This is a genomic window from Pseudoalteromonas sp. PPB1 (assembly GCF_015356275.1).
Lineage (GTDB): Bacteria > Pseudomonadota > Gammaproteobacteria > Enterobacterales > Alteromonadaceae > Pseudoalteromonas > Pseudoalteromonas rubra_D.
The window spans coordinates 1-16626 of sequence record NZ_JACEQV010000001.1 but is presented as its reverse complement, the minus strand read 5'-3'; the positions used below and the strand labels follow the sequence as shown (position 1 = coordinate 16626).

Annotated in this window: 9 protein-coding genes and 2 pseudogenes; 7 read left to right on the top strand and 4 right to left on the bottom strand. The window is 46.9% G+C overall.

The features are described from left to right. The first annotated feature begins 174 nt into the window (after positions 1-174). The 7 genes from IY568_RS00055 to IY568_RS00025 all read left to right on the top strand — a co-directional run bounded on the left by IY568_RS00055 (position 175) and on the right by IY568_RS00025 (position 14266). Complete coding sequence (locus IY568_RS00055) at positions 175-663, top strand: winged helix-turn-helix transcriptional regulator (RefSeq protein ID WP_010382851.1); 489 nt, start codon at positions 175-177, stop codon at positions 661-663. Positions 664-795: 132 nt separating this feature from the next. After that, positions 796-4020 (top strand): S41 family peptidase, encoded by a 3225-nt coding sequence (locus IY568_RS00050; RefSeq protein ID WP_194866471.1) that lies wholly within the window; start codon positions 796-798, stop codon positions 4018-4020. 95 nt (positions 4021-4115) lie between these two features. Next, positions 4116-4862 (top strand): SDR family oxidoreductase, encoded by a 747-nt coding sequence (locus IY568_RS00045; RefSeq protein WP_194866470.1) that lies wholly within the window; start codon positions 4116-4118, stop codon positions 4860-4862. 63 nt (positions 4863-4925) lie between these two features. Next, complete coding sequence (locus IY568_RS00040) at positions 4926-5318, top strand: hypothetical protein (protein WP_194866469.1); 393 nt, start codon at positions 4926-4928, stop codon at positions 5316-5318. A 330-nt stretch (positions 5319-5648) separates the two neighbouring features. Then, entirely contained in the window at positions 5649-13064 is a 7416-nt protein-coding gene (locus tag IY568_RS00035; RefSeq protein ID WP_194866468.1) for an FG-GAP-like repeat-containing protein, read from the top strand. Continuing rightward, entirely contained in the window at positions 13039-13392 is a 354-nt protein-coding gene (locus IY568_RS00030) for a hypothetical protein (RefSeq protein WP_194866467.1), read from the top strand. The genes IY568_RS00035 and IY568_RS00030 overlap by 26 nt, the downstream gene beginning before the upstream one ends. Positions 13393-13798: 406 nt before the next feature. Further along, positions 13799-14266 carry a hypothetical protein gene (locus IY568_RS00025; protein ID WP_194866466.1) on the top strand — a complete coding sequence of 156 codons (468 nt, stop codon included), beginning with the start codon at positions 13799-13801 and terminating at the stop codon, positions 14264-14266. A 15-nt stretch (positions 14267-14281) separates the two neighbouring features. Here the strand turns inward: IY568_RS00025 and IY568_RS00020 are convergent, their stop codons facing one another. The 4 genes and pseudogenes from IY568_RS00020 to IY568_RS00005 form a co-directional block, all read right to left on the bottom strand. Next, a complete protein-coding gene (locus IY568_RS00020; protein ID WP_228553070.1) occupies positions 14282-14578 on the bottom strand; it encodes a GNAT family N-acetyltransferase in 297 nt (98 codons plus the stop codon). Positions 14579-14959: 381 nt separating this feature from the next. Continuing rightward, a pseudogene (locus IY568_RS00015) lies at positions 14960-15367 on the bottom strand (transposase); the annotation flags it as partial. Between the two features lie 185 nt (positions 15368-15552). After that, positions 15553-15784: pseudogene (locus IY568_RS25415) on the bottom strand (IS110 family transposase); the annotation flags it as partial. 49 nt (positions 15785-15833) lie between these two features. Next, positions 15834-16626, bottom strand: a 793-nt coding sequence (locus IY568_RS00005; protein WP_194866463.1) for an IS3 family transposase, incomplete at its 5' end; no start/stop codon positions are given.

The window sequence follows — 16626 nt, the reverse complement described above, 5'->3', positions numbered from 1 at the left end:
TTTAGCCAGTCTCGCGTTCTAATAAATGGTTTGCCACGGATAAGTCTCTGATGTGGCGATTACGTCAAATTTCGGGGACATTCTATCGAAAAGACAGCAGAATATGCTGTCTTATTTTTTTGGATTACGGTAAATTTGCGGGTAATTGCCAAGCTGTGCAGAATTTTATGCTGAATGACCACTTCAATTAAAACCCGGGTGCTCGACAGGATTGATTTAGCTATCCTGGATATCCTGCAAAAGAATGCCCGTATTTCCAATGTAAATCTGGCCAAAGCGGTTAATTTGAGCCCCAGTCCATGCCTGGATAGGGTAAAGAAACTCGAAGCCGAGGGCTATATTGAAGGCTATGTTGCCAGGTTAAATGCCGCCAAGTTGGGTCAGCACCTGGTGGCCCATGTCGAGATCACCCTGAAAAGCTCGACCGAATCAGTGTTTGAAACGTTTAAGGAACATGTACTGGAGCTTCCCAACGTGGTGGCCTGTGACATGGTGGCGGGTGGGTTCGACTACCTTTTAAAGATACGGGTACAAGATATGCGTCAGTACCGAGAGGTATTGGGGCAGATCGTTGAGATCCCCGGTGTTGGCACCAATCATACCTATATGGTGATTGAACATGTTAAAGAAGACATGGGCGTTGAGGTACTGAACTTTCAGTGATAGGCGCTGAGTTGGGCCATATCATTGGGGTTTCATATTTTGTAACAAGCTTTTGACCGCAAGTTAGCTGTAATTAGGAACAGAGTTGTTATTATAAATGAGATAAAATAACAAAACTAACTTGTGAGGCTTATGAAACTCAAGCACCTAGTTGCCGCCATTGCGGCTGTGGCAGCACCGCTGGCCGCTGCTTACCAAACAGAGGACACGCGTTTACTGCGCTTTCCTGATATTCATCAGAACAAGGTTACCTTCGTATATGGTGGCGATATCTATATTGCCGACACGAAATCGGGTAACAGCACTCGCCTGACAGACCATGTTGGCTTTGAGACGTTTCCCAAATTCTCTCCCGATGGCAAACGCATCGCCTTTGCTGCCGAATACAATGGTAGCCGACAAATTTATGTGATTGACGCGGATGGTTCTAACCTGAAGCAGCTGACGTATTACAATGATGTAGGCCCAATGCCACCGCGCGGCGGTTTTGACTACCGGGTTTTTGACTGGACACCGGACGGCAAACATATTGTATTCCGTGCCAATCGTACTCCCTGGGGTAAACGTATGGGTCGCCCTTTCATGATCCCGGCGGATGGTGGCCTGGAGCAGCCACTGGCAATCCCTGAAAGTGGTGGTGGTATGCTGTCACCCGATGGTAAACAGTTTGTTTATACACCGATAGATCGTGAATTCAGAACCTGGAAACGCAGCCGAGGCGGTCGTGCGCAGGATGTCTGGGTGTATGATTTAGAAAACAACACCTCTGAGCAGCTTACAGATCATAGAGCAACCGATCAGCAGCCAACCTGGGTGAATGACAGTATTTACTTTGTTTCTGATCGCGATTATACGCTGAACTTATACAAGCACCGGAAAGGGAAAGCGCCAGTTAAAATGACTAACCACAGTGACTATGATGTGCTGTGGCCCTCAGCTGGACCTGATGCCATCGTGTATGAAAATGGCGGTTACCTGTATCGTTTTGATGAGGCAACCAAAGCCACTGAAAAGCTGACTATTAATGTGCCAGGGGTGCGTAAGTACGCCATGCCTTATACCAAAAATGTCAGCAAATTCATTGATTCAATGGATGTGTCTCATGACGGTAAGCGTGCCTTATTTACTGCACGTGGTGAAGTTTTTTCAGTGCCAGTAGAGCAGGGCACGACTCGTAACTTGAGTATGACGGACAAGGGTCGTGAAATTTCAGCCAGCTGGTCACCGAATGGCCGTTATATCGCTTACATGAGTGATGTTTCGGGCGAATATGAGATCTATCTAAAAGATCGCGCCAACAATAACGAAGTCACACAACTCACCAGCAACGGCACTATCTGGCGATTTGACCCTATCTGGTCTGCTGATAGTTCAAAGCTATTGTTTGCTGACAAGAACCACACTATGTGGTGGCTGGACGCTAAATCGGGTGAGCTGCATAAAATTGATACCGGTAAATTTGATGACGATGGCATCACACAATATACCTGGTCTCCCAACAGCGAAGATCTGATCTTTGTGAAAAACAATGCCAACCGGTATGCATCGCTGTGGCATTACAACACGCAGAGTAAAAAGCTCAGTCGTCTTACAGATGACATGACTAATGAGCAGAACCCCGCATTCTCACCGGATGGCCAATACCTGTATTTCACGTCAGAGCGCGATTTCAATTTGACTTTCAGCTCGTATGAATTTGCTTATTTGTATAACAACGCAACCCGTTTGTATGCTGTTGCGGTGAACGACCAGGTTGCTTCACTGAGTGCGTTTAACAGTGATGAAGCGGCAATCGTCAGTGAAGAAAAAGACGAGAAGGCCGACGACAGCAAAGCAGATAACCAGCTGCAGGTTGAGGGCTTTATGTCACGGGTGGTCGCACTACCGGCGAAAGCAGGTAGTTATGGCGACCTGAATGGTGTGAAGGACGGCGTATTGACACTGTCTGAAGGCACACTAAAGCTGATCCCCAACAAGCAAGATGGCAAAGTGCAAACGGTTGCTAAGGGCGTACAGGCCTACAAGCTGGCTGCTGGTGGTGAGCATCTGATTGTCCGTGCAGGCGGTAAATACAGTGTGATAAAGCCCAAAGCTAAGCAAGATCTGAAAGCGACACAACTTGACCTGAGCAACATGATGCTCAAGATCGATCCGAAAGTTGAATGGCAACAAATGTATGTCGAAGGCTGGCGGACGCTCAGAGACTGGTTCTATGATGAAAATCACCATGGTCAGGATTGGGATGCCATTTTGAAGCGTTATCAGCCAATGGCTGATGCCGTCGCACATCGCAATGACCTGGATTATGTTCTGAGCGAAATTGCTGGTGAAATCAATGCGGGTCACATTTATGTTCAGTCTGGTGACGAGCCGAAAGCCAAGCGCAAAAAGCACGGTTTATTAGGGGCTCAGATCAGTGCCCACAATTCAGGTTTTGTGCGCATTGAAAAAATCTATCAGGGTGAGAACTGGCATGAAGAGTTCCGCTCGCCGCTAGATGAGCCGGGTGTGAACGCCAGTGTGGGCGATTACATTGTATCGGTGAATGGTCGCTCGGTTAACTCGGTGAGTAATTTCTATGAGCTGCTGGAAAATACTCAGGGGACTCAGGTTGAGCTGCGTCTTAATAACACACCAAGCCTGGATGGGGCCTGGCAGGTAACAGTGAAGCCAAGTGCCAGTGAAGGTGGCCTGCGTTACCTTGAGTGGGTTCATTCTCGCATGGCATATGTCGATAAACTGTCAGGCGGCCGTATCGGTTACGTTCATTTGCCAAATACTTTGTTTGAAGGTAACCGTGCGATGTTTAAGCACTTTATGCCGCAGACAACCAAAGATGCCCTGATCATTGACGACCGTTACAATGGCGGTGGCTTTATACCTGAGCATATGATCACCTGGCTGGCTCGCAAACCATTGAACTATTGGAAACGCCGTGGTGTTGAGCCAACTAAAACGCCGCAATTTGCCCATGATGGACCGAAAGCCATGTTGATCAATGGCTATTCAAGTTCGGGCGGGGACGCGTTACCTTACTACTTCCGTCAGGCGGGATTAGGTAAACTCATTGGTACTCGTACCTGGGGCGGTCTGATCGGTATTTCGGGTAATCCTCGCTTGGTTGACGGTGGTCAGGTAATTGCTGCGACTTTCCGTATTCTGGACAATGAGGGTAACTGGATCATTGAAGATGTGGGCGTGAGTCCGGATATCGAAGTCATTGATCGTCCGGAACTGATCCATGCAGGTAAAGATCCGTCAGTAGAGCGCGCTGTTGAGGAGCTGCTAAAAGAAATGAAAGCAAATCCGAAGACGCCACTTACTGTGCCGCCAGCGCCAACTGAATTTGGCCGATAACGGCTGCATTAGCTGAGCCTGGACAGTTGTCCAGACCGTTAAAAATGAATCTAAAGGGGTGCAGAGCACCCCTTTTTATATGGGAAATAACAACAATGAAAAAAGTCGTTTTAATCACGGGAGGCAGCCGAGGGATCGGTGCGGCTAGCGCCAAGTTGCTTGCCGGACAGGGTTATCAGGTAGCCGTTAATTATAAATCTAACCATGCGGCTGCTGAACAGGTGGTTGCGCAGATCCGCGCACAAGGGGGCATTGCGGATAGCTTTGCCGCTGATATCTGCGAAGAGGCGCAGGTGGTTCAGCTGTGCGAAGACATCAAATCACAATTGGGGCCTATCTCACATCTGGTCAATAATGCCGGAGTGCTGGCTACTCAAATGCGCGTGGAAGACATGACAGCTGAACGCATTAATCAGATGTTGTGCACCAATGTAACGCCCTACTTTATCTGCGCCAGAGAGGTGCTTAAGCAGATCCGTGCATATCATCAGGCGGACATGTGTGCCATCGTGAATGTGTCATCGGTGGCTTCCTATCTTGGAGCCGCAAATGAGTATGTAGACTATGCGGCAGCCAAAGGCGCCATTGACAGCTTCACGCGCGGCTTATCTCTGGAGCTCGCGTCAGACGGGATCCGTGTGAATTGTGTCCGTCCGGGATGTATCTATACCGATATTCATGCCGATGGTGGTGAACCAGGCAGAGTCGACAGGCTGGCTTCATACTTGCCACTGCAACGAGGTGGTAAACCCGAAGAGGTGGCCAGTGCCATCGCCTGGTTGCTCAGTGATCAGGCAAGCTATGCGACAGGTACCTTTATTGATTTAGCTGGTGGGAAATAGCTTAAAGAGATAGCCGATGGAAGCGAGCAACATAATAAATGAGATAATAACGGGATAAAATGAATGCGTACAGTGTGCTTCTGGTGTTGCTTGATGTGTCTGGCTCTGTCGATTCTGAGCTTTTCGTTGTTGTTCAATTATTGGAAGCAAGAAGCACTTCATGACAAACGCATCATCGCCTTGTGCCAACTGATCAATGTCGCTGATGTATTAAAGCAACGTACCGACAAACTGGAGTTACTAAAAAGGCCAGACTGGCAACGTGATATATACCCGCAAATTAAGCAGGGCGAATGCCGAGAGCGAGTCGTGCTTTTGAATGGTGCCATGATCGATATCTTTGGGAACAGTTACCTGATAGCCAAAGACGGAGAAAAGCTGATGGTACTATCTGATTTGAGCGCGTACAGCGATGAAATATTGATGAAACATTTTGTTGTGGCGCTCAAGCTATAGGTTGCCAGTGGGAAGGTTTTTGTGGTGCGGAACTGCTTCAGTCACTCTGTAACTAACATGGCTTCTGTGAGGGCTGAACAGGTCCTGGCGCGAGTAACGATTGCCTGGTGAATAGGCTGTTTTGTTACCGACACGTTTGTCCGTTGGGCAAAGTAAATATTTATATTGTTCATTTGTTATTTGTCATGTCTTTCTGTTCGTGAAATTTAATTCATTATTAATCATTTGTTCATTTTTCTGCTTTAGGTATAATCACCGTCTGAATTTTGTTCAGAGAGATTGTCTTTTGTTTCTTTAAGGTAAATAAAATCAGTCAGGGATTTTGAAAATATGAAAACAATAATACAAATAATAAGCTTGTTATTTCTGTTTTCCTCACTGGCACAGGCGAGTGTTGCACAGTCGCCCAGTGTCTATGAGGATAGCTCGGGAAATATCTATATTCAGTCGCCTAAGCAGTTTGTCTTAATTGCCGGTGAAATAGACGTGCCTTTATACGTCTACCCCACAATGGGGTTACTCAAACTGAGATACAGTAACGGTCAGTGGACCCGTGAAATACTCTCTGAATCACAGTTTAGAGCCATAGAATCTCAGCTTCAGCTTAGCGCCTCGCTAACAGAGCGCCTGCTCTGGCAAGACATAGATGGTGACGGTACCAGAGATTATGTCCTTTTCACCGATGCGTCTTCTCATCATGATGCGAGTCTCATTTCGATTGGCACTAAGTCGGGCGCGATCCGTGCACTTAAGCTGCCGTCGGGTACCAATTTAGCTAATAATTATCAACTTACTGATGTCAATGGTGATGGCCGGCTGGATGTGAAGTCAGGCTCAGAAGTTTTCCTGGCTTCGGCAAATGGCACTTTCTTGTATACCGGGCAAGGTGCAGTAGAGCCAGCCAGCAAAATAGATACCACGGCGGGCAACTTTAGGGTTGATGAGACGGGTCAGGCAACCTACTCAATACCTGTGGCTTTACCTAAGGGCCCTGGTGGCATCAAGCCGTCGGTTTCTATCTCTTATAGCTCTGCTGCGGGCGTCGGTAATGCCGGGTATGGATGGAATGTCGCAGCTGCTTCTGCCATTACCCGATGTACAAAAAACATTGCAACAGACGGTAAGCAACAAGCGGTCAGAATGCAAAAGAGCGACGGATATTGTTTAGATGGTAATCGTCTGATCCTGGTCAGTGGCACTTATGGTGCGGCAAACAGCACCTATCGCACTGAGCTGTCTAACTTTATGACCATTAAAGCAATCGGTACAGATAGCAGCAACACCGGGCCCAAAGGTTTTGTGGTTGAATCCAAAGATGGCGATACAAAATATTACGGTGATACATCGTTAAGCAGTGACAGTGATGCGTTTGTCAAACCGGCTGGCAGTTCAGCGAAAGGGGCACACACCTGGGCGCTGAAACAAGTCAGTGATATTTTCGGCAATAAAATTACCTATCACTACACCACCAATACGAGCCTTGGCTACCACCTGTTGAACTATATTGCTTATGGAAAAGTAAAAGTTAACTTTGATTACACTGACCGTAATACCCGCCAATATGGTTACGCCTATGGGGGTAAGGTGGCGAATGTAAAACGCATCTCGGGAATTGAGGTTACACGCGGCGGTGAGGCATACCGTTATTACAATATCAATGGTGATGGTAGTAAGCATGACTATATTGACAGCATTCAGGAATGTACCTCAATCAGTGCTGATAAGTCATGTAAGTACGCACTTACGTTTGATTATAAAAAAGACACCAGCGATGTTGGGTTTGCTGTCGCTGCAAACCAAACTTCAGGAATAAGAACAACGACCTTACTGACGGATTTTAACGGCGATGGTCGCTCGGACTTCTTATATACCAATAGTACGGGCAAAGTACTGAGCGTTAAGATCGCAGGTCATGATACAGATGTGATCACCTCAAACCTGAAGTCGGTTAATGATTTTAAACTGACGGATGTGAACGGTGACGGTTATACCGATATCATCTATGCACAAACGTCGGGCTCGACAACCAAGTGGTATGCAAAGGCCTATCAGCCTGCTACGCAAACGGTGTCGGATATGATCTGTGATGATGGTGTGCAGCCTTACGGTGCAGATCTGATGCATGCTGATTATTTAGAGCAAGTACAGTCAGCAGATAGCGTACGTACCGAAGCGTTTTCTCAGCCAGCCAGCCTGAGCGCTACGCAATTGCAAGGCAGAGGGATTTGTTATCCAAATGAGTATGTTGAACGACTCTCGTTTAGCTCGGCTGTGGCACTGGCGCCTGGGTATTCAAGTTCTACTATGTTCGTCGATATTGACGGTGATGGCTTGTCTGACTGGTTATCCAGCTATGGCAGAAAGCTGGCCTATCGTAAGAACATAGAATCCAATAACGCCCTGGGCCGGGACTACGGCGCACTTGATTATTTCTATGAGTTTAGCACTGCAGACTTTTCTCCAGATAGGAGTAGCCAGGGGTGTAACTCGTCTTATTCAATAGAGCGTAAATTCACCAAAAGTGCGGATATTAACGCAGATGGTGTGTCCGACTTTATTGTCAGACTGAAAACCAGCTATGGCCCTATGCACAGTCAGGCTGGGTGTCCAGGTTCTCGTGCGGCATATAAATATAAGCTGCTGCTGAGTAAAGGCACGGATGAGTATAGTAAGTTTGACTATGACTTCAGTGGTGTGGAAGACATTCGGTTTGCAGACTTAAATGGTGATGGCCTGTCTGATCTGGTATTTGCTAAAAACAGTGGCTGGCAGTATCGCCTGGGTACAGGCAATGCGGCAGCACCGTTACAATCGGCAAAAAGTTTGTCGATACTCTCTGAAAAAATGGGCACTGAGAGTTACCGGGGCAACGTTCACTTTGCTGATGTAAACCAGGATAATATTGCTGATATTATCGCGCTTAATCATGCTCGAGTAGTAGATCGTGAGGGGTATTGCCGCTGGGTAGGCGATGGCCAGCCCCATGGTATTGAACCTGAAGTACCTGCGTTAGCAGAGGAAGTGGCAACCACGTCATGGCGTAATTGTGACACGGGCTATATCTGGGTTGATACGACCTACACTGATGGGATGCAGGCGACGGTCTGGACAGGGAAAACAACCAGCGCCACCAGTATTGGCTACACGGAAATCAAACTGGGTGGTGAATTAAAAGGCACTGGTCATACGCTTAAAATTGGTGACATAGATGGTGATGGCCTGGTTGATGTGTTGCGCAGTAGTACTGCTGCAACGTCCAATGCAACCTTTGCGCATTATCGCAATACGATGCTGAGCGCCAGTGTTGCCTCACATAAGCTGACTAAAATCACCACGGGTTTCGGTGTCGAAACGGATATTAACTATAAGAAGATATCAGACGACGCGGTGTACACCCATTTACCGGCGTTTAATACCTTAGGTAAGGTGAATGCGAACTTCTTCTCACCAAAATTTGGTATGTGGCTGGTGAGTAGTGTCTATTCGGATTCTAATGGCAGTGGCTCATCGGCACAGCAAGTGGGTGTTAAATACAAATACTCAGGGTTTAAGATTGATAAACTGGGTCGAGGGCCTCAGGGTTTCTATGAAATAGAAACTACCGATCCGCAAACGAACATCAAAACGACGACGCGCTATCATCAGAGCTGGCCACTGACAGGCAAGCCTCAGTTCACTAAGTCTTATGCTGGCGGTCATCTGATCACGCATGCAACCTCTACCTGGAATCAGCATACCGATAAGCTGGGGTCATTATTCGTTTATCTTCGCCACAGTGATGAAAAAGGCTGGCAGGTAGGCTCTGATGGCACCCGTCGTCCCATCAAGCGGATTATGGTCACCAACAGCTATGACTCTGGACTGACTGACAAGTGGGGTAACCTGACCAGCAATACGACGGCGACCTATATGCCAACGGGCAGTGGCCAGGATAGCTGGACTGTGGCGCACATCACCAGTTCAACTAACGCCTATTATACGGGTGCGGACTATCTGAGACATGGGCGCTTAAAGTCAAGCTCGGTGAGACAGCTGCAATATGCTAAGCAGGGTCTGGCTTATTCCAATCTGACCCGTAAAACCGAGTTTACTTACTACGATAACTTGATGCTGAAAAGCGAAACGGTTGCCCCAGAATGCTCTGGCAGCGTGACTAGCCGCAATGATGTGAATCACTGTGATGCCAGTAACAAGTACACTAAAACACTGCATTACGATGCGTTTGGTAATGTGAAGCAAACTGATGTCACCGCGGGCTCAGAGACGCGTTCTACTTATACTCAGTATGATAGTACGGGTGAGCTGATTGTCAGAAAGACGAATGCGCTAAACCAGGCAGTCACGTTTTTATATAATGGTGTGAGCAACCCGGATGGGCGCATTGTTTCTGTGACGGAAACCAGCCCCAATGGCTTGTCAAAAACACAGCTTCTGAACCAGTGGGGAGAAGTGGTAGAGATTCACTTTGCGGATGGTAATTATCAGAAGAGTGAAACCTTATCGTGTGGCAGCAGCTCGCTGTGCTCATCAGTGAACGGACGCTACTATACTAAATCCACTCAGCCAGGTGTGGCTGCGCAGTATCAGGTGTTTGATATATATGGCCGCAATGTGCGCAATACCAAAGCACTGGTCGATGGGAGTGTGGCGTACGAGGATATCACCTACGATAAGCACAACAACCCGATCACTAAGACATTGCCTTATAAATTGGGAGAGACTAAGTACACGACGCGTTTTGATTTTGACAGCTACAATCGTCTGGAAAAAACGACGCTACCCAGTGGCAAAGTGACAAGCGTTCAGTATCTGGGTCATTTAACCCGTACCACGGATGTGGGTGGCAGTAATGATAACTACAGCGCAACCAGTTACAAACGCGATGAAATGCAGGATGTGCAGGGCCGTACATTGTATAAGACAGATCCTTATACGGGCTCTAATCCGGATATTGTGAACCGTGTTAAATTTAACTACAACGCGTTAGGTAACGCAGTGAGCACAACCAATGCGGTTTATAATAGTAGCTCAGGACAGTTCAAAAACACTGTAACCACAACGCACTACGACCGTTATGGCAGAAAAATTAAGGTAGATGATCCCAGCCGAGGAACCTGGCAGCTGTATTACAACGGCTTCGGAGAGGTTGTGAAAGAGGTGAACGGCCGCTCTGAAACAAAAGAGACCTTCTATAATAAATTGGGTCAGGTATCACGCACCGTTCAGCTGGATAAAACCGTATCTGGTCGTTCCTTGGTCAGCTGTAATGTGTATGGCAACAGCAAATCTGCGCGTAACATAGGTAAACTGACAGATGCTTATCAGTTCCGTGTGACAGGCTCAGCGGCAAGCTGCGAAAACTTAATTGCCAATAATACGGCAAGCATCAGCAAGCATTACACTTTTGATGATTTAGGTCGTCCTGAAAGCAGTGTGACTAAAAATGCCGGTGGTGAGTTTAAGTCTGTTTCCAGCTATAACAGCCTGGGTCAGGTTAGTCAGGTGGCGCTGCCAAATGGCATGTTTGTGAAGTCGTATTACACAAATGGTCAGTTGCGCAGTAACTATGATGCCGCCACGAATAAGTTGTTGAGCAAAATTGAGCGTGTTGATGCACAGGGACGGGTGACGCAGCAGACGTTTGCTGGCGGGGTATCCCGGACCCAGTCGTTTGAAAAAGACAGTGCCTTTATTGACTCAATTTCTATTTCAAATGCTACTCAGACGCTGTATACGGTGAATTATAAGCATGATATCCGTGGCACAACGCGTCATCGTATCAGTCAGTATTATGAGCCTGGCGTGGGTAACGATTCGTTCAAATTTACCGAGTCATTTGGCTATGAAAATAACGGCCTGCAGCGCCTGGAAACTCGTACGGTAAGCCATGCCAGCACCCGTTATGGTGTGTCATTGCGCCTGGCGAATCAAACCTATAGCTATGATGCATATGGCAATATCAAAACCAATACCAATGTCGGGACTTACCACTATACGAATACCAATAACCCGTATCAGCTGACGTCTGTTTCCGGGGCAAGTGGTAAGCGCAGCTACAGTATGTCGTATGACAGCCATGGCAACATTGTTAACGATGGTCAGCGCCGTTTTTACTACACCCAGTTTGATAAGCCTTATAAAATCACCAAAGACAGTAATACCTATACTGAATTCCGCTATGATGAGGCGGGTAACCGCTATTACCGTAAAGACGTACAACTGGTGAATGGCAGTTCACAAACAAAACAGGTGTACTACGTTGATAAGGTCTATGAGCTGATCAAGCAGACTGGGGGTAAAGACAGCAGTGGCAGTACTTTGCCATCGCAAATTGAGCATCGCTGGTATGCCGGTGGTGTGGTTATCAGTCAGGTTGAGGGTCAGGCACAAAAAACTCAGGTTGCACACAGCGATATGCTGGGCTCAACCGTACTGGTGACCAATGACAGCGGCAGTGCGATTGCACAGTACATTTACGACCCCTGGGGTAAACAGCAGCGGGTGTATGCGGCCTCTGAAATGGGCAGCAGCCTGTTACCACTGACACAGATGCGCGCCTTTACCGGGCACGAGCAGGTAGACCAGCTCGAGGTCATACATATGAACGGGCGTATCTACGATGCTAATCTGGGTCGATTCTTACAGGCGGATCCGTTTGTTCAGTTTCCGGATTTAACGCAAAGCCATAACCGTTACAGCTATGTGCTGAATAACCCATTGACTTACAACGACCCGAGCGGTTACTTCCTGAAGAAGTTAATGAAGATCACGGGACTGAGCTCATTACTTAAAGCCATTGCGAAGATCCCAATTCTGGATGCGGCGGTCAGTATTGCATTGGGGATGTATGCGCCCTGGGCATTGCCGTTATATCAGGGACTGAAAACCTATGCGGTAACGGGCAGTTTCGGTGCAGCACTGAAGGCATATGTTATCTCCAGCGTGACAATTGGCGTTTCTGAAGTGATAGGTACTGCCCTGCCATTTGAGACGGGAGGGCTCACTTCTTTGGCCAATGTGGCTTCCCATGCCATGGTTGGCGGGATCACGTCAGTTCTGCAAGGAGGTAAATTTGGTCATGGTTTTGTCAGCTCGATGGTGTCGGCGAGTATGAAAGGGTTTATGAATCCTAAGACCACGAACTTTGGCAATGCCTACACCCGGACTATCATTGCTGGGCTCGTCGGAGGTACGGTCTCTGAACTCACGGGTGGTAAGTTCGCTAATGGCGCGGTCACCTCAGCCATGCAGTGGTGGTACAACGCTGAAGGAGGAAGTGCGGTTAAATATGGAAGCCGGGAACGTCCTTTGGGTTATAAAGCAGAAGGGTTTGTTAGCAGGATGGGTAAGGATGGCAAGTATTACTGGGTAGACCCACTTTCAAAACCTGCAAGTTTCTCGGAGAGTTATCTGCCTTCACAAACTGGTGAAGATATGAAGAGTTACAACGAAACAACCAATGAAGAATGGGCTTCTGCTGTTGGCGTCGCTGCACTGGTTGTAGGTGCTCCCGGGACTATGACGGCTATGTTAAGTTCGACATTCTTGTCATTTATCGCGTATGGCTTAGTGCCTAATACCCAAAATGCAATCGGTATGCTGTTAGGCCCTGTAGGCAAATCATACCAGTATATATATAAACCATTAGGTCAGACAATGGACAATATTGGTGTAGTTAATGGAGTGCATGGCACAGGCGTTATTCAGGGTATGACAAATTATGTCGAAAAGCCTCCCGGAGAATGATGGCCGGACAATCGCTTCTGCTATTGCTTTGGCGTGTCTGTTCTTTTTACCTTTGATAGCGGCTACAAAAGCCGCTATCGAAACCTATTTATTCTTATTGGTCGGAATTGTTGTACTGGCAGTTTGGAAAAGGTTAAGGGTATTGATTTTGGAGGACTGCACCTTAAAGTTGGCACTTACGGCTAACTACCTCTTAGCATTGGTAATATGCTCATTTAGTATTTTTTATGAGTACCATATCCCAATGTTACTAGGGGTGGGCATATATATGTTTGCTTTCAAAAGTAAGCTTATTGGTTTAAGTGACAAACTCAGCAGTGATACTTAACATTTAGTGTTGAATACAAGAATTATAGGCTCATACTCAAAGTGTAGAGTGAGCCGGTCTCTTTATTTTGCATCTATTTAAAAATGCCCCTGTTTACAGGGGCATTTTTTATATCAGAGTGATGCGTTAGTCACGCTGCATTTGTGTCACAGGCTGAGAACCTGTGTGGTAACGGGGAGTTTTGGTCCTGCCTCCAGGTTTATGTTATTTTCAGCGCTACGATTGTGGTTTCCAAAGCTTACAAGTGGCGTCCCGCCTATTGAATTCGAAAGTGGGTATGCGTTTTATGGCCATCGCCAGTATGAAGGTTTGCGTCTCTAAAATGATAAGTTTTGGCAATGTCTATGCCTACCCATGATTGTTCTGAGTTTTGTAGCCAAACAACAGCAATTACAGGAGCACGAAAATGTCCTTATTGGTAAAGTTAGGTTTTTGTATTACATGCTTTTTAGCATCATTTTCGGCACTGTCTGAATCCAGTAGGGTGTCTTTGCTTAAAGTCATTGTCGACCCTGAACGTTACGATGGAAAGTTAATTAAGGTTAAGGGGTTACTGTTGAGATCACAACGCAGAAACCCTGTTTTTATGTTTTATGGTGAAGACGCCGCGAGAAGTGGTCGGGTGCTGGAAGCAATTTTACTTTATAACCTGACTGATATGGATAACGATAAACTGGAAGATGGCAGGCACTATGAGGTAGAAGGTAAGTTTGATGCCGGTTGTCGCTCCAGGCTGCAGCCTGGCGCTAAGTTTATTGTTGAATACTTGGGTTGCATTGACCCTGTTTTGAGTATTATCAATAGCACGAATGGCGCCTATCGATATAAAAGGGAAGTGTCTTTGTTTCCCCCACCACCACCGAAAAAGGACTAAATCCCCTTTATTGATTTAGCTAATTGAAAGTCTTTTAAAATAATAGCTGGTAGCATACAGGGCACCTTGTTCATCACTGACGAAGTGTGGGATTTGTCCACTTTTGGTAAATCCGGTTGCCTGATAAAACCGCTCTGATTTGTCACCACTTTGCGTATCCAGCACTAGCAATGAAATGCCGGCCTGGCTGGCATAGGCTTCAAGACGTTGTATCAATGCCTGAGCTATGCCCTGACGCTGATAAGCCGGATGTACCAGTAACTTTTCAATTTCCCCCCTGTGTCGGCCGTTTTGTTTCTGGCAAGGCTCCAGTGAAAAACCAAAGACATATATGGACGCTCCATCGATGTCAAGCCGAGTAGGCCTGCGGGTTAGCGAGTTTTCGTTATCCCGTTCGTTATGTTACCCGTGTTGCCACGCCTGATGCTTGGTCCAGTCCGCTATAAATGTGTTGCTCTGACATATATCCGGGCTTAACTGATTGTTCAGCGCCCCTAATGAGTTCCGAGCCTGCACACCCTAAAGTTAATACACCCACTCGGTCTGTAACGACAGTGCCTTCGTCGGGTTTTGCGCAGGCAGGGTTGGACCTTTTTTTCATCGTACTTTGGCAAACAGATAAGCGGTTGTCAGTGGCTCACAACACCCACACAGGTTCAATGACCCTTGTCTTTGCCGAGCTCACCTGACAACCTAACCCTTGATGCATTGTGTCGCCCCCGATTGTGTATATTGCGGCAGATACTGTTCATTTTTCTGTAGTAATATCCACATCAGCCTGGCCAGCCGGTGGGCAGTGGTCACAATGGTTTTAATTATACCAATTCGCTCTCGTAAAGCGCTGACCCAGCGATTTAAATCATCGTCTTTTTTATGTGCGTGTGTGACCATAGTACGAGCGTCGTGGATTAATTGCTTGCGCAGGTATCTGTCCCCTCGCTTGGTGATATGGCTCAGAACGCTTTTATCGGCGGAAGCATATTGTCTGGGTGTGAGCCCTAACCAGACACCGAACTCTTTGGCACTGTTAAATGCCAGGCCTTTATCTATGCTGGCACTAAAAGCAGACGCGATGATTGGGCCGACACCTGGCAGGGATTGCATGATTTCAGCAGCCTGACTACGTTGGTTCGTGTCTCGGAACAGAGAATCGAGTTATTTTAACTGGCGTTCAAAGGCTTTCAGCTCGGCGCAAGTTTCGTGTATAAGCAACAAGATGACCGGTTGCAGTTGTTGGGCGAGTAAGGTCTGAATGTGACTGTAAAAAGCGCGATAACTTTTAGGTGTTTCAATGCCAAATTCAAGCAGAAAACTTCGGGTCTGATTTAGGCATGCGGTACGCGCCTTAATTAACCTTTCTCTCATCCGATGCAGTAATAATACGGCTTGCTGTGATTCTGATTTCACAGGCACAAAGCGAATGTAAGGCCGCTGGCTTGCTTCATAAATGGCAAGGCAATCATTTTTATCGTTTTTATTTCCTCTGACAAAAGGGAAAACGTGTTGCGCAGGCACCAGATGTGCTTTATTGTAACTCCACCCAACCTAGTACAGCTCATTAGTAGAATTATGCAGCCTCAAGATAGCCAACTGGAGTCATGTCTTCCAGCGCATCGTGAGGCCTTTCATAATTGTAAATTTCTAACCATTCATCTGTGATTTCGCGTACTTGTTGTAGTGAATCGAACAGATATAAATCTAATACTTCTTCTCGATAACTGCGATTAAAACGCTCCACAAATCCATTCTGATAAGGACTACCTGGCTGAATAAACTCTAACTTTATATTTTTGTTCTGAGCCCAACTTTCCAACAAGCTGGATGTAAATTCAGGTCCATTATCAACCCTTATTTGCGACGGCTTTCCTCGCCAGGCAATCACTCGTTCAAGCGTTCTGATAACTCGCTCTGTGGTCAAACTGGTATCTACTTCGATGGCCAGTGCTTGTCGATTATAATCATCGATAATATTTAATGTTCTGAAGCGATGTCCAAAGCTTAAAGCATCGCTCATGAAATCCATAGACCAAGAATCATTGTGCTTTTCCGGCGTACTCAATGGCTCTGGGCTGCGTGTCTGAACACGGCGCTTTCCTTTTCGCCTCAAGTTGAGCTTTAGCATATTGTAAACTCGTTCAACACGCTTCTTGTTCCATGTTTTGCCCTGATGCCGCAGCCGTTTAAACAACTTAGGCAAACCCCAGCGAGGGTGACGCTCTACAAGCAATAGCAACGCATCGATTACCTCATCATCTGGTGGCCGCTTGTGCGTGTAGTAATAGACACTTCGATTTAGTCCTGCAACCTCACAAGCAAGTGCCACACTTACCCCAAACTGCTTAAGGAAATGCTCAACCCAC